The sequence below is a fragment of the Isoptericola sp. F-RaC21 genome, assembly GCF_038593535.1.
Taxonomy (GTDB): Bacteria; Actinomycetota; Actinomycetes; order Actinomycetales; family Cellulomonadaceae; genus Isoptericola.
The window spans coordinates 677903-700324 of the sequence record NZ_JBCFYX010000003.1 but is presented as its reverse complement, the minus strand read 5'-3'; the positions used below and the strand labels follow the sequence as shown (position 1 = coordinate 700324).

The window sequence follows — 22422 nt, the reverse complement described above, 5'->3', positions numbered from 1 at the left end:
TCAGGACGCGTGCGGCAGGGTGCCGACCATCCCCGCGGCCACCGTCTTGTTCGTGGCCTCGTCCACCAGGATGAACGCGCCCGTGCGGCGGTTCTGCCGGTACGGGTCGACGAACAGCGGCTGCGTGACGCGCAGCTGGATGCGGCCGATCTCGTTGAGCCGGATCTCGGTCGCCTCCTCGTCGCGGTGCAGCGTGTTGACGTCCACGCGGTAGTTGATGTCCTTGACCATGGCCCGCGCCCAGCGGGTGGTGTGCTTGATGGCGTACTTCTTGCCCTTGACCAGCGGGGCGGACTCGTCCATCCAGCAGATCTGGGCGTCGATGTCCTGCAGCGCCGCCGGCGAGTTGTTCGGGCGGCAGATCATGTCGCCGCGCGAGACGTCGATCTCGTCGGTCAGGCGCACCGTCACCGACATGGGCGGGTACGCCTCGTCCACCGGGCCGTCGGCCGTGTCGATCGACGCGATGGTGGTCTCGAGCCCGGACGGCAGCACGCGGACCGTGTCGCCCTTCTTCAGCACGCCGCCGGCCACGGTGCCCGCGTAGCCGCGGTAGTCGCGGGCCTCGTGCGACTGGGGCCGGATGACGTACTGCACCGGGAACCGCACGTCCTGCAGGTTGCGGTCGCTGGCCACGTGCAGCGACTCCAGGTGGCTGAGCAGCGGGCGCCCGTCGAACCACGGCATGTTCTCGCTGCGGTTCACCACGTTGTCGCCCACCAGCGCGGAGATCGGGATGAACGTCAGGTCCGGCACGCGCAGGCGCGACGCGAACGCCGTGAAGTCCCGGCGGATGTTCTCGAAGACCTCCTCGGAGTAGTCGACGAGGTCCATCTTGTTCACGCAGACCACGATGTGCGGCACGCCCAGCAGGGTGGCGAGGAACGTGTGCCGGCGGCTCTGCTCGATGACGCCCTTGCGCGCGTCCACGAGGATGATCGCGACGTCGGCCGTCGACGCCCCCGTGACCATGTTCCGCGTGTACTGGATGTGGCCGGGGGTGTCCGCGATGATGAACTTGCGCTTCGGCGTGGCGAAGTAGCGGTACGCGACGTCGATCGTGATGCCCTGCTCGCGCTCGGCCCGCAGGCCGTCGGTGAGCAGCGACAGGTCGGTGTAGTCGTTGCCGCGGTCCTTGCTGACCTGCGCCACCGACTCGAGCTGGTCGGCGAAGATCGTCTTGGAGTCGAACAGCAGGCGCCCGATGAGGGTGCTCTTGCCGTCGTCCACGGAGCCGGCGGTCGCGAAGCGCAGCAGGTCGGCCGACGTGTCGATCGCCTGCTGCGTCGCGCCGTCCTCGGTGGAGGTCACGGGGGTCTCGATGCTCTCGGTGCTCATGGCTTAGAAGTAGCCCTCTCGCTTACGGTCCTCCATCGCGGCCTCGCTCACCTTGTCGTCGCCCCGGGTGGCGCCGCGCTCGGTGAGGCGCACGGCGGCGACCTCCTCGACGATCTCGGCACGGGTCGCCGCCGTCGACGCGACGGCGGCGGTGAGGTTCGCGTCCCCCACCGTGCGGTAGCGCACGGACCGCACCTCGGCGGTCTCGCCGTCCTTGAGCGGCGTGAACTCGTTCACGGCGAACAGCATGCCGTTCCGGTCCACCACCTCGCGCTCGGCCGCGAAGTACAGGTCGGGGATGTCGATGTCCTCGGCCTCGATGTACGCCCAGATGTCCAGCTCGGTCCAGTTGGACAGCGGGAACACGCGGATCGACTCGCCCTGGTGGACGCGGCCGTTGTACAGGTCCCAGACCTCGGGGCGCTGGTTCTTGGGGTCCCACTGGCCGAAGTCGTCGCGGAAGGAGAACACGCGCTCCTTGGCGCGCGCCTTCTCCTCGTCGCGGCGCCCGCCGCCGAACAGCGCGTCGAAGCCGTTCTTCTCCGCGGCCTCGAGCAGCACCGGGGTCTGGATGCGGTTGCGCGAGCCGTTGGGCTCCTCCTGCACCAGCCCCCGCTCGATGGCCTCCGGCACGGACGCGACGACGAGCTGGATGCCCAGCCGCTCGACCCACCGGTCGCGCGTGGCGAGCACCGACGGGAAGTTGAGCCCCGTGTCCACGTGCATGATCGGGAACGGGATCCGCGCCGGCGCGAACGCCTTCGCGGCCAGGTGCAGCATGACGATCGAGTCCTTGCCGCCCGAGAAGAGCAGACAGGGACGCTGCATCTCCGCCACCACCTCACGGATGATGTGGATGCTCTCCGCTTCGAGGCTGCGGAGCTGGCTCAGGACGTGAGACGTCACGGCTGGGCACCTTCCTTGATGTCGACCCCGACCGTCGTCAGCGCCGCACGCAGGTGCGCCGCCACGGCCGGGTGGCAGACGAAGAGATCAGGGAGCCAGGGGTCCTGGCGGTTGTACTCGAGCGGCGTGCCGTCGAGGCGGGTGCACTCGAGGCCGGCGGCGAGCGCGACCGCGACCGGAGCCGCCGAGTCCCACTCGTACTGGCCGCCCGCGTGCACGTACGCGTCGACGGTGCCGTCCACCACGGACACGACCTTGACCCCGGCCGAGCCCATGGGCACGAGCTCGACGTCGTCGCGCGCGGCGAGGTCCTGCACGAACTGCGGCGGCCGGCTGCGGCTCGCCGCGATGCGCAGCGGCCGACGGCCGGCGAGGACCTCGTCGACGTCGTCGGCGGGGCGGGCGGGCCGCGAGACGGTGCTGAGGACGGCGTCGCGGGCGGGCAGCCCGACGGCGCCCGCGGTCAGGCCCGACCCGCGCTCCCACAGCGCGACGTGCACGGCGAAGTCGTCGCGCCACGCCCCACCGCTGGTTGAGCCTGTCGAAACCCCGTTGACCATCGGGAACTGGGTTTCGACAAGCTCAACCGACGGCGAGGTCCTTTCTGCGAACTCGCGGGTGCCGTCGAGCGGATCGACGATCCACACGCGGTCGGCCGTCAGCCGGGCCGCGGAGTCCGCGGCCTCCTCGGAGAGCACCGCGTCGCCCGGGCGGGCGTGCGCGAGGGCGGCCGCGAGCCAGGCCTGGCTCGCGGCGTCGCCCGCGTCCTTGAGCTCGCCGGCGACGAACCCGCCTCCGGCGGCGTCGACGTCGGCCCGCAGGCCGCTCAGCACCTCGCCGGCGCCGAGCGCCAGCGCGACGGCGAGGTCGCCGTCGGGCAGGCCCGGGTCCGGGAGGGACGGGGCGGGGCGGGGCATACGACTCCTCGGCGGGTGGCTCTGGACGGGGACCCGGGCGGGCCGCCGCCGACGCTACCATTCCGAATTGGACGATTCACTGAGAGTTCATATCGTTGAATTCTGTTTTTCCGATAGGAATGGTGCCCTTTTGAGCATCGACCTCCCCCTGGTCCTCGGCGGCCTCGTCGTCGGCTTCGTCGTGGGCCTGACGGGCATGGGCGGCGGCGCCCTCATGACGCCCATGCTCATCTTCGTCTTCCGCGTCGACCCGCTCACGGCGGTCTCCTCCGACGTCGTGGCCAGCCTGTTCATGAAGCCCGCGGGCGCGATCGTGCACCTGCGCCGCCGCACCGTGAATCTGCAGCTCGTGCTGTGGCTGTGCATCGGGTCGGTGCCCGCCGCGTTCTCCGGCGCGCTCCTCATCCGCTACCTGCCGTTCGGCGACGGCTTCGACGAGGTGCTCAAGAAGATCCTCGGCGTCGCCCTGCTCATCGCCTCGGCGGGGCTCGTCGTCCGGGCCGTGCTCGGCATGCTCCAGCGCCGTACCGCGCTCGGCGAGGGCCCCGCGGCGCCCAGCAGCCCCGACGTCGTCGTCCGCAAGGTGCCCACCCTGATCCTCGGCGCCGTCGCCGGCCTCATGGTCGGCCTCACGTCCGTCGGCGCCGGCTCCATCATCATCGTGGTGCTGCTGCTCCTCTACCCCGCGCTCAAGGCGTCGCAGCTCGTGGGCACCGACCTCGTGCAGGCCGTGCCGCTGGTGGCCGCCGCCTCGCTGGGCCACATCCTCTACGGTGACTTCGAGCTCGGCCTGACGACGTCGCTGCTCGTCGGCGCCATCCCGGGCGCCTGGTTCGGCGCCCACGTGTCGAGCCGTGCCCCGGGCGGCATCATCCGCCGCGCCCTCGCGATCCTCCTGCTGGCTTCCGGCCTCAAGCTGCTGGGCGCCTCGCTCGGCGTCGTGCTGGCGGCCGCCGTGGGCGCGCTCGTCGTCGGCAACCTGCTGTGGATCGTGGTGCGCGAGCGCATCAAGCGGCTCCCGCCCAGACCGATGCCGCTCGGCACCGTGACCGCCCCGGCACCCGACCCCGACCCCGATCCCGACCAGAAGGACACGACGACGCGATCATGACCGAGCCCACGCAACCCGCCGTGCCCGCCGACCCGAGCCTCCCCGTCGCCACCCACGTCCTGTCCCCCGACGGCCTCGACCTCCTTGAGCTTGCCCTCGGCGGCGGCGCCGACTGGCTCCCGCCCGCCGGGACGCCCGCGGGCCCCGTGACGCTCACGGACGCCGAGAACACGCCGCTCGCCGTCGCCGGCGTCCCCGGCGACGAGTCCCCGCGCGCGGTGCGGCCGTTCGCCCGGGCCGCCGGCCCGCACTGGGACCCCGCCCTGCGCCGCGGCGCCGCCGACGTGCGCGCGGGCCTGCCCGCCGACCCGGGCGGCACGGTCGTCGCCGTGGTCGTCGACGAGGCGCCCACCCGCTCCGAGATCGACGCGCTGCCCGGCATCGTCGGCGACACCGAGCACGTGCTGCTGCTCGTCCCCGCCGCGCGCCGGCACCCCGCCGCCGGGCAGGTCGGAGCACCCGGACTGGTCCGCGTGGCGCGCGACCTCGGGACCTCGCTGGTCGAGCGTGTCGAAACCCCGCCCGCCGCGCGCCGCGCGACCGTCGTCGTCGTGCCGTGGCCGGCCGACGCCCCCGACGGGCTGCGCTGGCCGGACGTCGGCGCGCGCTACGGCGCCGCGCGCACCGAGGTGCTCGCCGCGCACCGCTCCCCCGCCGCCCGCGACGCGGTCGCCCGGCTCGACACGTTGTGGTCCGACGCCGTCGCCGACCTCTACCCCGAGGCGGCGGCCGCCGAGGTCGTGCGCGCCGCGGACACGGCCCGCCCGCGCGGCGCCGTCGTCTTCTTCACCGGGCTCTCCGGCTCCGGGAAGTCGACCGTGGCCCGGGCCCTGGCTGCCGAGCTCGACGACGAGGGCCGGCACACCACGCTGCTCGACGGCGACGAGGTGCGCCACCACCTGTCCAAGGGCCTCGGCTTCGACAAGGCCTCCCGCGAGCTGAACGTGGAGCGCATCGGCTACGTCGCGTCGCTGGTCTCCTCGCACGGCGGCGTCGCGGTGGCCGCGCCCATCGCGCCGTTCGCGTCCGGCCGCGCCCGGGTGCGCGAGCTCGCCGAGGCCGCCGGGGCGTTCCTGCTGGTCCACGTCAGCACGCCGCTGGAGGTGTGCGAGGCCCGCGACCGCAAGGGCCTGTACGCCAAGGCACGGCGCGGTGAGATCCCCGAGTTCACCGGCATCTCCTCGCCGTACGAGGCGCCGACCGACGCCGACGTCGTCGTCGACACGTCGCAGGTGGACGTCGCCGACGCCGTCGCCCAGGTCCGCGCCGCGCTGGACGCCGTCGCCGGTTGAGGTCGCTGGTCGAGCCTGTCGAGACCCGCGGCCCCGCTGGTCGAGCCTGTCGAGACCCGGTGACTGGGTCTCGACAGGCTCGACCGGCGCGAGGTCAGTCCTGCTTCTTCTTGCGCCGCGCGCGCGGGCCGACGCCGCCGGCGCGGGCGGAGGAGTTCGCCGCGCGGTGGGCGCGGACGAACTTGCGGTACTCGCCGAGCACCTCGTCGGTGCTGCCGTCCATGACCAGCTGTCCCTGGTGCACCCACAGCACGCGGGTGCACATCGCCTCGACGGTGCTGATCGAGTGGCTGACGAGGAAGATCGTGCCGGCGTTCTTGCGCACCTCGTCGATGCGGACCTTCGAGCGCGCCTTGAACGCGGCGTCGCCCGTGGCCAGCGCCTCGTCGATCATGAGGATGTCCGGCGTCGCCGCGGACGAGATCGCGAAGCGAAGGCGCGCGCCCATGCCGGAGGAGTACGTCTTCATCGGCATGTAGACGAAGTCGCCGATGTCGGCGAACTCGACCACCTCGTCGAAGCGCTCCTCGACCTGCTTGGGCGTGAGCCCGAGCGCGAGCCCGCCGATCCAGATGTTCCGCTCGCCGGAGAGCTGCGGCATGAGGGCGGCGTTGACGCCTAGCAGCGCCGGCTCGCCCGCCACGTACACGCCGCCGGACTTCGGCGGGATGAGACCGGTGATCGCGCGCAGCAGGGTGCTCTTGCCGGAGCCGTTGATGCCGACGATGCCGATGGACTCGCCGTGCCGGGCGACGAACGAGATGCCGCGCACGGCGTGCACCTCGCTCACCGCGCCGACGTGCTGCGACGTCGAGCTCACCAGGCGGCGCAGGAACGACCGCTTCGGGGCCTGGGCCTCGCGCACGTTGTCGGCGCCCTTGGCGGCGATCTGCTTGGCCTTGCCGCCGAACACGCGGTAGACGACGTGCAGGTCGTCGACGACGAGCACCGGGTCGCCGACCGTCGCGACCGGCTTGGGCCCCTCGAGGTCCTCGGGCTCGAAGTCCTCGTCGAGGTCGACGTCGAGGTGGAGATCCGACTCAGTCACGGCCGTACCGCTCCTCTCCACGCCAGAAGATGATGAACCCGACGACGAACGCCACCACGGCCCAGCCGGCGGCCCACACCCACATCACCGGGTCCTGCGGGAAGCTCGGCTCCTGCGTGAGGATCGAGCGGGCCACGTAGAGGAACACGCCGATCGGCTGGTACTCCAGGATCGCGCCGACGACGCCCTGCACTCCCTCCGGAAGGTTGTCCACGTAGTGCGTCACCGGGAAGATCACGCCCGAGCCGTACATCACCAGGCGCAGGACGAAGCCGATGATGTTGTCCAGGTCTGGGGTGATGGCCACGGCACGGGCGACCATGAACGCCACGCCCGTGTTGAAGATCCACATCAGCGCCACGATGACGGGCAGCAGCAGCCAGCTCCAGGTGATGTGCTCCATCGGGTAGGCCGGCAGAAGACCGCTGAGCAGCACGATCGCGCACATGACCAGCAGCGCGGGGACCAGGGTGGTCAACAGGGACACGACCTGGGCGATGGGCAGCACGGCGCGCGGGAAGTGCAGCGACCGGATGAGGTTCGTCTTCTGCGCGATCGACCGCGACCCGGCGTGCACCGACTGCTCGAAGAAGCGGTAGAGGAACGTGCCGATCACGATGAACGAGATCGCGTTGTCCAGCCCGCGGGTCGTGCCCAGCAGGATGCCGAAGATGAGGATGTAGATGGCCGCGTTGAGGATCGGGTTGAGGACGGCCCACAGCTGACCCAGGTAGTTGTTCTGGTTCTTGGAGTAGGCCGTCGCGGTGCCGAGGACGCGGATGAACGCCCAGCGGGAGGCGACGTCGCGGATGTACCGGCCGAGCGGCGGGCGCACGCCCATCTGCTGCAGCCCGTACTGCTTCGCGATCGCCTGCCGCTCCTGCGAGGTGGTGCCCGGAACGATCGGCTCCGGCGGGCGGAGCGGGTCGCGGTCGGGCCCCGGCTTCCCGCGGTCACCCGATGCGGCGCCCGTGGTGGTGTCGGTGGTCACGTAACTTGCATACCCGTCTTGTGAGGTACGGCCAGCGGCTGACAGGCCCCGTCGATCCTACAGCGGCGGCCCACCCGGACATCGCCCGGTCCCCGAGGAATCGTGGAGGAGCCGTGGAATACTCAGGGCGGCCACGGGGAGCCCGCCCACCAGGAAGGCACGGATGTCGCACGTCAACCCTCAGCAGCCCACGCTCACGGACCGCGCGCGGAAGGTCGCCGCTCGGATTCTGCTGGGGGCGGGATCGCGCGTCAAGCGCCTCGTGACCACGACCATCGCCGGCGAGCCGCCCGAGTACTCCCCGCCGATCGACGAGCTGCCCCGGTACCCCGTCGTCGCCTACTTCGCGGACACCACGAACCAGGCGTACCAGCTGCGCCAGTGGCTGCCCGTGCTGGAGCGCGTCGCCGAGCGGCAGCCGCTCGCGATCGTCACGCGCAACTGGGAGCTCACGGAGCTGCTGCGCGAGGTCACGACGCTGCCCGTGCTGTTCACCCTCCGGCTCGACGGCCTGCGCCGGCTGTACGAGCGGATCGACGTGAAGACGGTGGTCTACGTCAACAACGGGTGGCGCAACTTCCAGTCGCTGATCTACCAGCGCGCCCTGCACGTGCACGTCAACCACGGCGAGTCGGACAAGATCTCCATGGTGTCCAACCAGGCCAAGGCGTACGACCACGTGGTGGTCGCCGGGCAGGCCGCGATCGAGCGGCACCGCCGCGCGCTGATCAACTTCGACCTGGACCGCCTCGTCGTCTGCGGGCGCCCGCAGCTCGACCTCGAGGTCTCCCCCGTCCTGGAGCCGGCCCCCGGCCGCCGCACCGTGCTGTACGCGCCCACGTGGTCCGGCGAGGACGACGCCAACAACTACACGTCGCTGGACCTGTACGGCGTGGCGATCGTCCGCGCGCTGCTGGGCCGCCCCGACGTCCGCGTCGTCTACAAGCCGCACCCCCGCGTGCTGACCGCCGAGGACCCCGCCATCACCGGCGCCCACGCCGAGATCGTGCGGCTGCTCACCGCGGCGCGCGCGGGCGGCGCCCCGCACGAGCTGCCGCTCGACGCCGACATCCTCGGCCTCTTCGAGGACGCCGACCTGCTCGTCACCGACATCTCGTCGGTCGGCCTCGACTTCCTCTACCTGCGTCCCGACGCCCCGATCGTCCTCACCGACCGGCGTACCGACCGCGCCCGGATCGTCGCCGAGGCCCCCATCGCGAGTGCGGTCGACATCGTCGACGGCGACACGGTGGGCGACGTCGCCGGGCTGCTGGGCGCGAACCTCGCCGCCGACCCGCACCACGACGCCCGCGCCGCGGCGCGCGACCACTACTTCGGCTTCGCCCGCGGCGAGAGCAGCCGTCGCTTCCTCGAGTTCGTGGCGGACTGCGTCGCGCGGCGTGACGCGTTGGTCGCCCCCGAGACGCCGGCGGCCTGACGGCCGGCCGACGGGCGACACGACGAAGGGGCGACGACCGTCCGGTCGTCGCCCCTTCGTCGTCGTGGGTCAGAGCTCCTGGTTCGCCCGCTCCAGGTCCTCGGCGAAGTCCACCTCGACCGCGTACAGGTCGGAGATGTCCACCGGCAGCACCTTCACGCCGTCGTGCGCGATGGCGAGCTCGAGGCCGCCCTCGAAGTACTCCTGGTCGTCCACCTCGTCGAGGCGCTGCAGCAGCTTCGCCTTGTCCTGGGCGGCGATGTAGTTGATGCCCACGGCCTCGCCGAGCGCGCCGGCGCCGACCTTCTTCGACAGCTCCTTGATGTGGCCGTCGTCGTCCACCGTGTACTTGACCTCCTCGTCACCGACCGAGGACGTGTTGACGCAGACGAACGACCGGCCCTCGTCGATGAGGGGCTGCACGCGGCGCAGCACGTCCGGGTGGAAGACCACGTCGCCGTTCAGCCAGAGCACGCCGCGGTCCCCGGTGACGCGCAGGGCGCGCAGGAGGCTCTTGGAGGTGTTCGTCTGGTCGTAGACCTCGTTGTAGGTGAACGCCACGTTCGGCGCGGCCTCGAGGATCATCTCCAGCTTGAACCCGACGACGATCAGCACCTCCGCCTCGCGGCCGTAGACCGAGCGCAGGTTGCCGAGCTGCTGGGCCAGGATCGTGCGGCCGTCGCGCAGCTCCGTCAGCGGCTTGGGGTGCGGCCGGCCCAGGCGGGTCCCCATGCCCGCCGCCAGGATCACGGTCTGGATGCTCATCGCGTACCTCTCTTACGGTGATGTCTGCTCGTGCGTCTGTCCGGCCCCTCGCGCGCGTTCGTGCGCGATCCGCTCGACCTCGCGGTCCCGGATCTCCATGAGACGTTCGCAGGCGTCGATGAATCGGCGCGTCGCCGCACCGGGCGTCGTGTCGCCAAGATAGTGGTCCCGCAGCCGCAGGCGCTCGTCGCGCGTCGGGTCGTCGCCCAGCTCCCGGTCGACGAGCGCCACCACGCCGTCGAGATCCTGGGCCGGCAGCGCGGGCGCCAGGTCGAGCAGGGGGCTGGTCGCGATGACGGCGTCCCCGGCCGGGCGCGTGACGACGAGCGGCTCCCCGGTGGCGAGCCAGTCCATCGCGACGCCGGAGACGTCGCAGACCAGCAGGTCGGCGGCCGCGAACGCGGGGCCGACGTCGCGGTGCGTGTCTGTGCGGTGCCCCGGGCCCTCGGACGGCGCGGGCGCCGCGGCCAGGTAGTCGCGGATCGCGGTGTCGGCGTCCCCGTACTCGGGCACCCGGACGCCGGTCAGCGGGTGCGGCCGGTACACGACGCGGTAGCGCCCCGACTCCACCAGCGCGCGCACGATCGCCGGCCCGTGCGTGGCCACCGTCCCGTACTCGGCGGACGGCTGCCCGCCCTCCCAGGTCGGCGCGTACAGCACCGTCGGCACCGGCCCGCGCGGGGTCGCGGAGCGCAGGCTCAGCTGGTCGTCGAGCTGCGGTCGCCCCACGGGCACGCAGCGTGCGTCCGCGTCGTACAGCGTGGCGAAGCGGCCCATCCGGTCGACGGCGGCCTGACCGGCCACGAACGAGAAGTCGTACGCCTTGGTCTGGTTGGACACCGTGACCAGCTTGTCGCTGTCGCCGTGCATGAGGGAGGCGTGCACGAGGTTGCCGAAGCGCAGGCAGCTGAAGTTCTCGGGGTTGTGGTTGACGTACAGCGCGAGCTTGGTGGGCGAGCGGCCCAGCACGTCGTCGAGCGTCGTGTAGTGCGCGACCGTGCGCACGTCCAGCCCGCTGTCGCGGCGGATCGCCCGGGTCGTGCGCGAGTCCTGGGTGACGACGACGACCCGGTGCTCGGCGTCCAGCGCCCGCAGCGTGTCGTACCACTGCTCGATCTGGTAGAGCGCCTCGGGGGTGTCCGCGAAGTACACGAGCACCTCGTACGGCCACGACGTGCCCAGCAGCGCGGCGTCCTCGCCCAGCTTGTCGGGCGTCCCGCCCGGCAGCACCCCCAGCCGGCGGATGACCTTGCCGCCCGCAGACCTGATGCGGCGGCGCAAGGTGGCGCCCCGAGGGGTGGCAGGCACGACATCTCCTGTACGTCGGCAATTCAGGTGGAGTTCACCACCAACGGACGCGTCGCAGCATACCGGCCAGGCGCGCCTGCCACGCCGGGCGGTCCCCTCGACGCCCGGGCCGCGGCCGGCGCACCTGGGGACGTCGCCGCGTCACGTCCTCGAGCACGTCCGCCCAGCGGGCGACGACGGCCGCGTCCGAGTAGCCCTGCGCGGTCGCGACGGCCGCCTCGCGCATGCGCCGCACGGCGTCGTCGTCCAACGTGACGAACCGCTCGATCGCCGCCGCCAGCGCGTCGACGTCGCCGTCCGGCACGAGGAACCCGTCCACCCCGTCCGTGATGATGTCGGCCGGCCCGTAGCGGATGTCGTAGGCGATGGGCACGCACCCGCGCGACATCGCCTCGGCGAACACGAGCGGCAGCCCCTCGGCGCGGCTCGTGAGCAGCAGGAACGAGGCGTCGGCGAGCCGGTCCGCCGCGCCCCGCACGTACCCGTGCAGCGTGACTCCCGGCACCTTCGCGGCCAGCCCCTCGACGCGGGCGCGCTCGGGGCCGTCGCCGTAGACGTCCAGGGTGAGCCCGAGCCCGGTGCGGTCCCGGGCGCGCTCGACCCCGGCGATCGCCTGCCCCACCCGCTTGCGCCCGTGCAGCGACGCCAGCACCGCGCCGCGATACCGCTCCTCGTGCGCGGGCAGCGGTCCCTCGGGCAGGTCGGTGCCGTTGGGCACCACGTAGGCGTGGGCGCGCTCGCCCACCCGGTCGACGACGTCGCGCCGCTGCCCTGCGGTGAGGAAGACCACCGCGTCGAAGTCGTCGAGGTGCTCCACGAGCGGGGTGCGCGCCACCGTGAGCGGCCCGTGCGCGTCGGTCGCCTTCGCGGACAGGTGGGCGCCGTGCACGAGGTGCGCCGTGTAGACGTCCGTGCCCCGCAGCGACGCGAAGAACTTGACCATCGTCTTGCTGTCGACGACGACGTAGGCCGGCCGCTCGGGCAGCACCCGGTCCAGCCAGTAGCGGTACAGCGCCCAGACGGAGCCCCACTGCCGCCCCGCCCGGCCGTCGCGGGTGTACAGCGTGACGCGACGCTCGTCGCCCCGGTCGTCGATCGCGGCGAGCGTGCCGTCCGCGCGGAAGTGCAGCTGGCGGCGCACGTCGCCGTCGGGCCCGGTCTCGGTCCGCACGAGCTCGCCGTCCGCGCCGCGCGGCAGGTCCGTGGCCCGGCTCCGCGTCGCGCCGACGGCGTCGTCGGGCAGGAGCCGCAGGTCCTCCCACACGTGGTGCAGGGTCACCCCGTCGGTCAGCTCGCCCCGCTCCTCGAGCGTGCGGCGCGCGGCCGCGGCGTCCAGGTCCGGGGAGAAGGTGAGGACCCGCACGGGGACGCCGGCCTCGCGCGCGAACGCCCGCGAGCGCCGCAGCAGCGCCGACGTCATGCCGCCGTAGTCCGCGGGGATGGTCCAGGTCGCGGCGGCGTGGCTCCCGGAGGGGAACCGGGTCGTCGGTCCGGGGCTGTGAGGCACCGGCCCATCGTAGGGTGCGGGCGGTTCCCCCGGTCCGTCCGCGCGCCGGCCCGGCACACCTCCGGTCCGCGCGTCGTCCCGGCCGCCGGACGGCGCGAGCCGGCCGCCGGGAATCCGACTCGTCCGATGTAGTATCGCCCGGCCCGTCGACCCCCGAATCGGGAGATCTGATGCCCCGTCGCCCGCTGCACCCCGCCACCTGGCTGCGAGGCGCCCGCCGCCTCGTGCGGTCCACGCTCGGCCCGCGCGCGAGCGCGCCGGGCCGGGACCCGCTCGCGCGCAGCCACCCGACGACGCACGCGGCGCTCGCGCTGCTCGCGGACCGTGACGTCAAGGGCGCGCAGTCGCTGGTCGACGAGGCCCTGGACCGCCCGTCCCCCGCCGCCGACGCCCTCCTGGCGGCCGGGGTGGTCGCGCACCGCCGGCACCTGCACGAGCGGGCGCTGTCCCTCTTCGACCGGGCGGGAGACGACGCCCTGGCCGCGACGCCCGTCCCGTTCATCGAGTCGCTCTTCCGCGTGGACGCTGAGCGCGGGCTCGCCCTCGTCCGCTCGTGGCTCGACGACGGCGCCGTCGCCCCGGACGCCCGCACCTGGCACACGGCGCTGCGCTACGTCTTCGCGCACGGCGACGACGCGCTGCGGCACGCCGTGCACGACCGGTTCGTCGCGGCGTACCGCGGGAACGAGAAGCGGTGGCCGGGCGGCGCGGCCGAGGTCGCGTGGCTCGAGCGGTGGCGCGGGGCCGAGCGGCACACCACCGCCCCCGCCCCCGGCGGCCGCGTGCCCTTCGCCGTCATGGACTACGTGCAGCCCGGCAAGGGGAAGTCGTCGCAGAACATCGGCGACCACGTGCAGACCCTGTCGTCGCTCGGCCACGTCGTGCGCCGCCAGAACCTGCGCTTCCACGGCCGCCCCGACCTGGTGGGCTTCGCGCAGGACATGCAGGAACGGGTGCGCCCCGAGCTGCGGCTCGACGGCGAGCAGACCGACGTCGAGCTCTACCGCGTGGACCGCGACGGGTCGTCGTTCCAGGCGTTCCCGGAGGGCACCTGGCTGCTGGAGTTCGGGTGGCACTCCCACGACCTGGCGGGCACGGGCGTCTGGGACTTCCCGATGCACGAGAACCTGCGGCCGATCTTCGTGTCGTTCCACTGCAACAAGCGCGGCCTGCTGACCCCCGAGGTGCTGGACTACCTGCGGGCGCACGGGCCCGTCGGCTGCCGCGACTGGACGACCGTCGACCTGCTGCTGTCCCTCGACGTGCCGGCGTTCTTCTCCGGCTGCCTCACGACCACCGTCAGCACCGTCTTCCCCGCGCTCGAGGAGCGGCCCGCGCCCGCCACCGTGTACGTGGACGCCGTGCGGGAGCCGGTGCCGGACGGGCACGACAACGTCAAGCAGAGCTACCGCGAGGTGAAGGACCGCACCTTCGTGGAGAACATGCGCGAGGCGGTGCGGCTGCTCGAGTGGTACCGCACCTCCTTCACGCACGTCGTGACGAAGCGGCTGCACTGCTACCTGCCCACGACGTCGCTCGGCCTGGACGTCGACTTCCAGCCCGCCAACTACGCCGACGTGCGGTTCGCCGGCCTGCACCCGCTGGACCACGACGGCTTCGAGGCCATCCGCACCGGCATGATCGCGCGGCTCGAGCCCGTCCTCACCGCCGTCTTCGAGGGGCGCGACGCCGACGAGGTGTACGCCCTGTGGCGGGAGACCGTCGCCCCCGAGGTCGAGGCCGCCCGGGCGCGGCACGTCGCCGCGGCACCGCTGCCCGAGCTGCCGGCCGACCCGGCGACGCTCGCCGCCCCCGCCGCGGTCGGCGCGTCCGCGGCCGACCGCCCCGCCGGCGCCGTCGACGTCGTCCTGCTGCCGAAGCGCGGCGAGCTGCCGCACCTGGGCGACGCGGTGCGTGCGCTCGACGCGGGCTCCACCGTGCCGCTGCGCGTCTGGCTCGTGGGGCCCGGCGTGGGCCGGGTCAGCCTGCCCGAGCTCTCCTCGCGCACCACCGTGCACCGCGTGCCGACCACGCGCCTCGACCTGGCCTCCCTCGGCCTGGTCGCGGCGCAGCGGGCGCACCACGCGCTGCTGCCGCACCTGCTGCCCGGCGTGGACCGGGCCCTCGTGCTGCCCGTGGACGCCGTCGTGCTCGGCGACGTCGCCGAGCTCGCGGCCGTCGACCTCGGCGACACGGCGGTGGCGGCCCGGCGCACGTCGCACGCCGACCCGAGCGGCTTCGGCCTCCTGTACAAGGCCGCCCGCCGCCTGGACGACGCGCCGGCGACGGCGTACGACTTCTACCGCCGCATCCACGCCCGGCACGTGTTCGACTTCAACGCGTTCGACGCCGACGTCATGGTGCTCGACCTCGCGCGGCTGCGGGCGGACGGCTACGCGGCGGAGTCGCTGGTCGCGATGCGGGAGTTCCGCATCGACGCGCGCGAGGCGCTGCACCTGTACGTCGGCCCGCACCGCACCGAGCTCGACCCGGCCTGGGACCACGTGCCGACGCGCGACCTGCCGGGCGCCCCGGCGCGGCTCGTGCACTGGGCCGACGCCGTCAAGCCCTGGCACGACGCGTACACCGCCCGGCAGGACCTCTGGCAGGCAGGGGCGTCGGAGCCGACCGAGACGCAGCCCGTCGGCTGACGCCGGCATCGCCGGTCGTCGCCCGAGGCGACGCCGTTCGGTATCCTCGCCGCCCATGACCTCCCAGCCGACCACGGCCAGCCCGCCCGCCGAGGGCACCGCCGCGGCCCGCGTGCGCCCCCGGCCGCGGCTGCGCGGGCTGGACGGGCTGCGCTTTCTCGCGGCGGCGGCCGTGCTCGGCTTCCACTACACCGGCATCGGCATCCCGCAGTGGGGCGCGCCGCCGCACGACGTGTTCCCGCTGCTGAACCAGGTCACCCGGTACGGGTTCCTCGGCGTCCAGCTGTTCTTCGTGATCAGCGGGTTCGTCATCATGATGACGGCGTACGGGCGGACGATCACCGGCTTCGCCGCCTCCCGCGTGGCGCGGCTGTACCCGGCGTACTGGGCCGCGGTGGCGCTGACCGTCGTGCTGCAGCTCGCGTGGGACGGCGGCCGCAACCCCACGCTGCTCGACTCCCTGGTGAACCTCACCATGCTGCAGGAGGCGTGGGACGTGCCGAACGTCCAGGGCGCCTTCTGGACCCTGTGGTTCGAGATGAAGTTCTACCTGCTCATCGGGGTCTTCATCCTGGTGGGCATCACGCGACGCCGCGTCATCGCGTTCGCGGTGCTCTGGCCGCTGGTCGCGGAGCTCGCGCGCGCCACCGACAGCGGCCTGCTGTCCTCGCTGCTCATCCCGTCGTACGCGCCGTACTTCGCCGTCGGCATGCTGCTCTTCCTCGTCTACCGCGACGGCGGCGACCTGGCCGTGTGGCTCGGGGTCGCGCTCACCACCGTCCTCGCCATGCGGCAGGCGTACCACTACGCCGGGACGGCGGCCGAGCACGTGGGCGCCGACGTCTCCCCCGCCGTCTGCGCCGCGGCGGTCGCGGCGCTCGTGGCGCTGGTGTGGGCGCTCAGCGCCGGGCCGCTACGCCACGTGGACTGGCGCGTGCTGTCCACCCTCGGCGCACTGACCTACCCGCTGTACCTCGTGCACGGCCAGTTCGGCTTCGCCGTCATCGACCTGCTGCACGACGACCTCTCGCGCTGGGTGGTGCTCGCCCTCGCCACGGCGCTGTCCGTCGCGATCGCGGCGATGCTGCACTACCTCGTGGAGAACCGCGTGCACGACCGGCTGCGCGACGGCGTCCGCACCGGCCTCGAGAAGACGCTGCCGGCCCGCTGACCCCGCCGCGCGTCGGACGGAACACGGCCCGGTACGCTCCGCGCTACGCGTCGTCCCGTACCCCCGACCCGTCCTCCACCGACGGACGCGGGTCCGCGAGCCTGCGGGCACGTCGCACGGAGCGGTAGGCCCGCTGCGAGCTCCTGCGGTCGTGGGCCGGGAACACCCGCAGCGCGCGCTCGCGGTACTCGTCCTCCATGACGAGACCGCCGTCATGGCTCTTCTCGACCGCGGCGGCGAGCGCTTCTTCGTCGAAGAGCACGGGCCCGGGCAGGTCGGTGTCCAGGTCGAGGTGGCTCGTGGCCGAGCCGAAGTAGGCGGCGCGATCGAACTGGAAGTAGAAGACCGGGCGTCCCTGGAGCGCGAAGTCGAACGCCACGGAGGAGTAGTCGGTCACGAGCGCGGCGTGCTCACGCAACAGGTCCTGGACGGCACTCTCGCCCTGGTGACGCACGTCCACGCCGGGCGCCTCGAGGCCGTCGGTGAACTTGCGCATGTTGGGATGCATGATGAACGTGACCTGCTCGCCCCGCGCGACGAGCTCGCGGATCACGCGATGGTTCAGGAACGCCTCCCAACGGGCGCGGAACTCGCTCGCCTCGAACTGCTGGCGGGTGCCGATGCGGCTGCGCCAGGTGGGAATCACGAGGATCCCTCGTGGCGGGCACTCCGGGGGCGCGAGGAGCCGGTCGAACCGCGGCAGGCCCGTCACCGGGACCTGGCTCGGCGCGTACCCGAGGTCGTCGACCACGATGGCACGCTCGCGCGGTGAGCTCACGTGAAAGACGTCGGCCGGCTGCGTCCGCCGGCTGCCCCGCCCGTACGTGCTGACCATGTTCTTGGTCCCGAGGACACCGTGCTGCAGCATGACCCGGACCCCGTCGGCCGCGCGGAGCATCCGGGGGTCGGCCGTCGGCAGGAGGTACTCGGTGTGGTGCGAACCCACGAGCCGGGCGGCGCACGCGGCCAGCAGGACGTGCTTGACCGAGCCACGTTCGACGACGTGTCCCAGGTGCTCGACGCGCTCGCGGTCGGGAGAGTCGGGGGCGATGACGTAGTACGCGAGCCGGAGAGGATGCCGCCTGCGCACCCACCGGAAGAAGTGGTACCCGTTGTCCTGCGCCTTGTACGGCACCTCCCCGACGAGCCAGATCCCGAGGGTCTTGCGAGCGACCGTCGTCCACCACGGACGACGCATCACGCGCTCCAACGCTGCATGCGCGGCGACGGTGAACCGGTCAGCGCCGAGATACAGGTTCCCGCCCAGGAACGTGAAGCGCGGCACCACGTGCGCCACCGTCGACCCGAGACGAACGGGCGCCGGGGCCAGCAGGCCGTGCGTCGCCGGCCGCTCGTGCACCTTCGACGTCTGGACCTTCCCTTCGGTGTCGGTCACCACGATCCGGGGGTCCAGAAGCGTGTCCGTGGGCGCCGCCGTCTCGAGGAGATCGCGCACGTCGAGGGAGCCCGAGATCCGGTGGACCACTGCCCCGTGCGCGGCCTCGGAGGCCTGGGACGCCGGTTCGACCGTGAGGAGGCAGGAGACGGTCGTCTCACTCTGGCGCGCCACGAGCCGCAGCTCGACCTGTGCGAGCTGCCGGTCGAACGCCGTCAGCTGCCCGGTGAAGGCAAGCACCCCGTCGGTGAAGTCGAGGCGGGTCGACTCGATCCCGAACGCCCGGGGCGGGACCCCGGCGCCGAGCAGCAGCACGAGGTTGCCGTGCACGTTGACGCGGAGCCTCATCGGGGTCCTGTTCACGGTCACCACCGTGACCGGGTCCTCACGGACCGTCCGGGGAAAGTTGCCGAGGCGGCGCGCCCGGCCGGGCGTTCCGTCCGTCGACCCCGCCACGTCCCGATACCACAGGTCGACCACCGCATCAGCCGGGTAGCGGGCGGCCACCGCCGCAAGGTCGATCTCCACCTCGGCGCCTGCCGCGGCCTGGTGACACCGAAACCACTGGTCGACCTGCTGGCCACGCTGCGCGGTCCCGACCTCCAGGTGCCGAGCGGTGGCTCCTCGTTCCACCCTCAACCTGAGCGCTCGCGGCCCCAGGCTGAGAACCAGTGTTCCACCGCGTCCTGCCCGACCTCGCGCCACCGCACTCCCCCGTCACACCACCGCTGTTCGCGCGCGATGCTATCTGACGGTCACGTCCTGGCAGCGAAGGGCCCTCCCGGGGAACAGTCGCAGAACGCCGGGAGGTCTTCGGGTGAACACTTCTCGACCTCGTCCAGGGACGCCCGGGCGCGCGTCCCTGGTGCATTTTCATAGGAGTGGTCACCAGCAGATTCCCTGGTCGAGGAGGTGGGATGGACGCCCTGGAGGTCCGCCCGTCCCCGTACTCCACCGTCTCCCCAGCGCACCTGCTCGGCACGGAGCCCGACGGCGCGCCGTCGCGCCTGCGCACGCCGGGCGGAGAGGGCGGCCGCCGCCTCGACGACCTGGTCGGCTCCGCACCGTACGACGCGCTCGGCCGTCGCGTCGCCGCCCGGTTCGGCCCTCGGCTCCCCTTCCGGCTCGGGCTGCTCGCGGCGGACCGCGCGTCCGCGCTCCAGGTCCGCCCCCGCCCGCACCTCGCGCGGGCGGGCTACCACCGGGAGGTCCGCGCCGGGCGGCCCGTGGGCCACCCGCGACGGTCGTTCCCGGACGACCGGCACGGGCCCCGGATGATCGTGGCGCTCGGCCGGTTCGAGGCCCTCGCGGGCTTCCGCGACCCGCGCTCGGCGCTCGGCCTGCTGGACGGTCTCGACGCCGTCCTCGTCGACGCCGTGCGCGCCGCGCTGGCCGAGCGACCGTCCGCCGCGGGGGTGCGTGCCGCCGTCGAGGCTCTCCTCGCGGCCCGGACGTCGCCGACGCGCGCCGCGGACGTTGCCGCCGCCGTCGGGGCCGTCGCGAGGCGACACCGTGCCGGGGACGCGGGGACCTCCCGCGCCGACGCCACCGTCCTCGCGCTGGCCGAGCAGCACCCCGGCGACCCCGGCGCGCTGGCTCCCCTGCTGCTCCACCACGTCACCCTGGAGCCCGGCGAGGCGCTCTACGTGCCGGCCGGCGAGCTGCACGCCTCCCTCGGCGGCTCCGGCGTCGAGGTCTCGGCGGCCTCCGGCACCGTGCTCCGCGGCGGGCTCACCACCGCGCACGTGGACGCCGCCGCGCTGCTCGAGTGCTCCTCGTTCGTCCCGCGCCCGCCCGCACGTCCCGCCACCGCCGTCACCGGCCGCCAGAGCGTCGTCGTGACGTACCGCGCCCCCGCCGAGGAGCTCGCGCTGACGTCCGCCCGCGTCGTCCCCGGCGAGCCCGTCGCCCTCGCCGCCGACGGCCCGCGCGTCGTCCGCGCCCTCGACGGCGACGCCCGCCTCCTCACCGCGGCCGGCGAGCTCGCGCTGGGCCGCGGCGAGTCCTGCTTCGTGCCCGACGCCGCCGGACCGCTCGCCGTCGACGGCGCCGCGCACGTCGTCTGCGCCTGGGTGCCCTGACCTCTCGCGCCACGCGGCCGGGTCCGGCTGGCGGGTCGGTTTGCCCGGGGCATCGGGTTCATGGTTAGCCTGACCGGCCCGCCCTGCCCCCGACCCCACGGTGACCCCTGCGCATGACGACGCCCGTCCGCGACCGCCCGGCCCGCACGTCCGCCGCCCCGGGCAGCGAACCCCGCCGCCCGCCGCGCACGTTCCGCCCGGAGATCCAGGCGCTGCGGGCGCTGGCCGTGGCCCTGGTCGTCCTCTACCACTTCTGGCCCGGCCGGCTGCCCGGCGGCTACGTGGGCGTCGACGTCTTCTTCGTCATCTCCGGCTTCCTCATCACCGGTCACCTGCTGCGCGAGGCCGAGTCGACCGGCGGGGTCCGGCTGGCTCGGTTCTGGGCGCGGCGGGCCCGCCGCCTGCTGCCCGCCGCGTACCTCGTCCTCGCCGCGACCCTGGTCGCGACGGTGCTCGTGGCCCCGCAGTCCCTGTGGCAGCAGTGGTTCCGCGAGACCCTCGGCGCCACCGTCTACGTCGAGAACTGGGTGCTCGCCGGCGACGCCGTCGACTACCTGGCCGCCGACGGCGACCCGTCGCCGGTGCAGCACTACTGGTCGCTGTCGACCGAGGAGCAGTTCTACCTCGTCTGGCCGCTGCTCGTCGTGCTCGGCACCGTCGTCGCGGCCCGGCGCGGGACCACGACCCGTCGCACGACGGCGCTGCTGCTCGGCGGCGCCACCGTCGCGTCGTTCGCGTACTCCCTGTGGCTGACGTCCGCGAACCCCGCCCCGGCCTACTTCGCCACGACGACGCGCGCCTGGCAGTTCGGCGCGGGCGCGCTGCTCGCCCTGTGGCTCGCCCGCCCGGGACGTCGCCCGGGCGCGAACGGCGGCCGCGCCGCGCTGGGCTGGGCCGGCCTGGCGACGCTCGCCGCCTGCGCCCTCGCGTACTCCGACGCGACGCCGTTCCCCGGCACGGCGGCGCTGGTGCCGGTGCTCGGCACCGTCGCCGTCATCGCCGCGGGCGCGCCGTCCGGACGCCTCGCCCCGACGCCCCTGTATGCCTGGGCCCCCGTGCAGCGCACGGGCGAGATCTCCTACGCGCTGTACCTGTGGCACTGGCCCGCGATCGTCCTCGCGCCGTTCGTGCTGGGGCACGAAGCCGGCCTGCTCGAGCGGGTGGTGCTGCTGGCCGGCGTCGTCGTCCTGGCCGCGGCCACCAAGCGCTGGGTGGAGGACCCGGCGCGCTTCACGGAGCGCTGGGGCCTGCACCGCACGCGCCGCGCCCTCGGCGTCACGGCGGCCGCGACCGTCGCGCTCTCCCTCGTCGCGGGCGGCGGCCTCGCCGTGGCGCAGCACCGGGTGCAGCAGCAGGAGGCGATCGCCGCCCGCATCGTGGCGGACCCGCCGCCCTGCTTCGGCGCCCAGGAGATGGACCCCGACAAGCCCTGCGACAACCCCGCCCTCGACGACGTCGTCGTCCCCGCGCCCGTCGCCGTCGCCGACGACATCGCCGGGCCCCGGGACTGCTTCGTCGACGTCGACGAGACCGCGCTGGCGGACTGCTCCTTCGGCCCCGTCGACGACCCCGACGTCCCGCACGTCGTGCTGGTGGGCGACTCGCACGCCCGGGCGCTGCTGCCGGCGTTCCGCGAGCTCGCCGCCGAGGGCCGGCTCAGCGTCACCACGCAGCTCAAGAACTCGTGCGCCTGGACGGCCGGGCCGGTCGACGCCGACGGGGAGCGGGCGCGCACCTGCGAGGAGTGGCGGGACCGCCTCGAGCCGTGGCTCGAGCAGCAGGCCGGGTCGGCCGACGCCGTCGTGACCACCGGGTACCTCGACTTCCTCACGGGCAGCCCGGACCGCCAGGCCGCGGACCTCGCCGCCGCGTGGCGGCCCGTGGCCGACCGGGGCGTGCCGGTCGTCGCGCTGTCGGACAACCCGCAGCACGACCAGGAACCTTCGCAGTGCCTCGACCGCGGCCTCGCCGCCGACCCCGACCGCTGCGACCTGCCCGAGCGGCAGGCCTTCCCCGACCCGCAGGTGTACGAGGAGGCCGCCGACGACGTCCCCGGAGCCTCGTTCGTCGACCTCACGTCGCTCTACTGCCGCGGCGGCACCTGCCCCGCCGTCATCGGCGGCGTCAACGTGTACCGCGACACCCACCATCTGACCGCCACCTACGCCAAGACGATGACGCCCTACCTGGAGCGCGAGCTCCGCGACGCCGGCCTCCCCGTCTGAGCCGACCTCCTCGCCGAACATGGGGTTTCTCGCGTTCTCAGCGCTGAGAACGCGAGAAACCCCATGTTCGGGGAGGTTGTCCACAGGGTCTGCCGCGGCTCCCTCGGACATTGCTGGGATGGGAGCGTGCGCCACCCGACCGAGCTGCCAGCCGCCCTCCTCGGCCTCGCCGCTGCTCAAGAGGGTCTCCTGACCACGCAGCAGTGTGCGCGCCACGGCGTGGACCGATCCCGCCAGTTCCGTTGGGTGCGCTCGGGGCGGTGGCAGGCGGTGACCA

16 protein-coding genes are annotated in these 22422 nt (G+C 73.4%); 7 read left to right on the top strand and 9 right to left on the bottom strand.

The window, feature by feature from the left end; genetic code table 11:
• The 3 genes from cysN to AAG589_RS13700 are packed head-to-tail and all read right to left on the bottom strand — an operon-like array spanning position 1 to position 3161.
• Positions 1-1338 carry a sulfate adenylyltransferase subunit CysN gene (gene cysN / locus AAG589_RS13710; protein ID WP_430567794.1) on the bottom strand — a complete coding sequence of 446 codons (1338 nt, stop codon included), beginning with the start codon at positions 1336-1338 and terminating at the stop codon, positions 1-3.
• A 3-nt stretch (positions 1339-1341) separates the two neighbouring features.
• Positions 1342-2244, bottom strand: a complete 903-nt coding sequence (gene cysD / locus AAG589_RS13705) for a sulfate adenylyltransferase subunit CysD (protein WP_430567793.1) — start codon at positions 2242-2244, stop codon at positions 1342-1344.
• The gene (locus AAG589_RS13700) at positions 2241-3161 is read right to left on the bottom strand and encodes an inositol monophosphatase family protein (protein ID WP_430567792.1); all 921 of its coding nucleotides are present in this window, start codon (positions 3159-3161) and stop codon (positions 2241-2243) included. Before AAG589_RS13700 ends, cysD begins: the two co-directional genes overlap by 4 nt.
• 130 nt (positions 3162-3291) lie before the next feature.
• Here AAG589_RS13700 and AAG589_RS13695 point away from each other — a divergent pair, with 130 nt between their 5' ends.
• Positions 3292-4272 carry a sulfite exporter TauE/SafE family protein gene (locus tag AAG589_RS13695; protein WP_430567791.1) on the top strand — a complete coding sequence of 327 codons (981 nt, stop codon included), beginning with the start codon at positions 3292-3294 and terminating at the stop codon, positions 4270-4272.
• Positions 4269-5564, top strand: a complete 1296-nt coding sequence (gene cysC / locus AAG589_RS13690; RefSeq protein ID WP_430567790.1) for an adenylyl-sulfate kinase — start codon at positions 4269-4271, stop codon at positions 5562-5564. The genes AAG589_RS13695 and cysC overlap by 4 nt, the downstream gene beginning before the upstream one ends.
• A 94-nt stretch (positions 5565-5658) precedes the next feature.
• On the opposite strand, the gene AAG589_RS13685 is transcribed toward cysC, so the two are convergent.
• Together AAG589_RS13685 and AAG589_RS13680 are read right to left on the bottom strand one after the other, a co-directional pair.
• Positions 5659-6612 (bottom strand): ABC transporter ATP-binding protein, encoded by a 954-nt coding sequence (locus AAG589_RS13685; RefSeq protein WP_430567789.1) that lies wholly within the window; start codon positions 6610-6612, stop codon positions 5659-5661.
• On the bottom strand, positions 6605-7603 hold the full coding sequence (locus AAG589_RS13680) for an ABC transporter permease (RefSeq protein WP_430567788.1): 999 nt from the start codon (positions 7601-7603) through the stop codon (positions 6605-6607). Before AAG589_RS13680 ends, AAG589_RS13685 begins: the two co-directional genes overlap by 8 nt.
• A 163-nt stretch (positions 7604-7766) precedes the next feature.
• On the opposite strand from AAG589_RS13680, the gene AAG589_RS13675 reads away from it, so the two are divergent.
• Positions 7767-9041 carry a CDP-glycerol glycerophosphotransferase family protein gene (locus tag AAG589_RS13675; RefSeq protein WP_430567787.1) on the top strand — a complete coding sequence of 425 codons (1275 nt, stop codon included), beginning with the start codon at positions 7767-7769 and terminating at the stop codon, positions 9039-9041.
• A 69-nt stretch (positions 9042-9110) separates the two neighbouring features.
• Here the strand turns inward: AAG589_RS13675 and AAG589_RS13670 are convergent, their stop codons facing one another.
• The 3 genes from AAG589_RS13670 to AAG589_RS13660 are packed head-to-tail and all read right to left on the bottom strand — an operon-like array spanning position 9111 to position 12621.
• Positions 9111-9806 (bottom strand): phosphocholine cytidylyltransferase family protein, encoded by a 696-nt coding sequence (locus AAG589_RS13670; RefSeq protein WP_430567786.1) that lies wholly within the window; start codon positions 9804-9806, stop codon positions 9111-9113.
• A gap of 12 nt (positions 9807-9818) precedes the next feature.
• Positions 9819-11114 carry a CDP-glycerol glycerophosphotransferase family protein gene (locus AAG589_RS13665; RefSeq protein WP_430567785.1) on the bottom strand — a complete coding sequence of 432 codons (1296 nt, stop codon included), beginning with the start codon at positions 11112-11114 and terminating at the stop codon, positions 9819-9821.
• A gap of 34 nt (positions 11115-11148) precedes the next feature.
• Complete coding sequence (locus tag AAG589_RS13660; RefSeq protein WP_430567784.1) at positions 11149-12621, bottom strand: glycosyltransferase; 1473 nt, start codon at positions 12619-12621, stop codon at positions 11149-11151.
• 170 nt (positions 12622-12791) lie between these two features.
• Here AAG589_RS13660 and AAG589_RS13655 point away from each other — a divergent pair, with 170 nt between their 5' ends.
• Both AAG589_RS13655 and AAG589_RS13650 read left to right on the top strand, forming a co-directional pair.
• Positions 12792-15272 carry a glycosyltransferase gene (locus AAG589_RS13655; protein WP_430567783.1) on the top strand — a complete coding sequence of 827 codons (2481 nt, stop codon included), beginning with the start codon at positions 12792-12794 and terminating at the stop codon, positions 15270-15272.
• Positions 15273-15327: 55 nt separating this feature from the next.
• Entirely contained in the window at positions 15328-16443 is a 1116-nt protein-coding gene (locus AAG589_RS13650; RefSeq protein ID WP_430567782.1) for an acyltransferase family protein, read from the top strand.
• A 43-nt stretch (positions 16444-16486) separates the two neighbouring features.
• On the opposite strand, the gene AAG589_RS13645 is transcribed toward AAG589_RS13650, so the two are convergent.
• Positions 16487-18187: a CDP-glycerol glycerophosphotransferase family protein gene (locus AAG589_RS13645; protein ID WP_430567781.1), complete on the bottom strand. Its 1701-nt coding sequence runs from the start codon at positions 18185-18187 to the stop codon at positions 16487-16489.
• Positions 18188-18756: 569 nt separating this feature from the next.
• Here AAG589_RS13645 and manA point away from each other — a divergent pair.
• A complete protein-coding gene (gene manA / locus AAG589_RS13640; protein WP_430567780.1) occupies positions 18757-19920 on the top strand; it encodes a mannose-6-phosphate isomerase, class I in 1164 nt (387 codons plus the stop codon).
• A 113-nt stretch (positions 19921-20033) separates the two neighbouring features.
• A complete protein-coding gene (locus tag AAG589_RS13635) occupies positions 20034-22145 on the top strand; it encodes an acyltransferase family protein (protein ID WP_430567779.1) in 2112 nt (703 codons plus the stop codon).
• Positions 22146-22422: the final 277 nt, after the last annotated feature.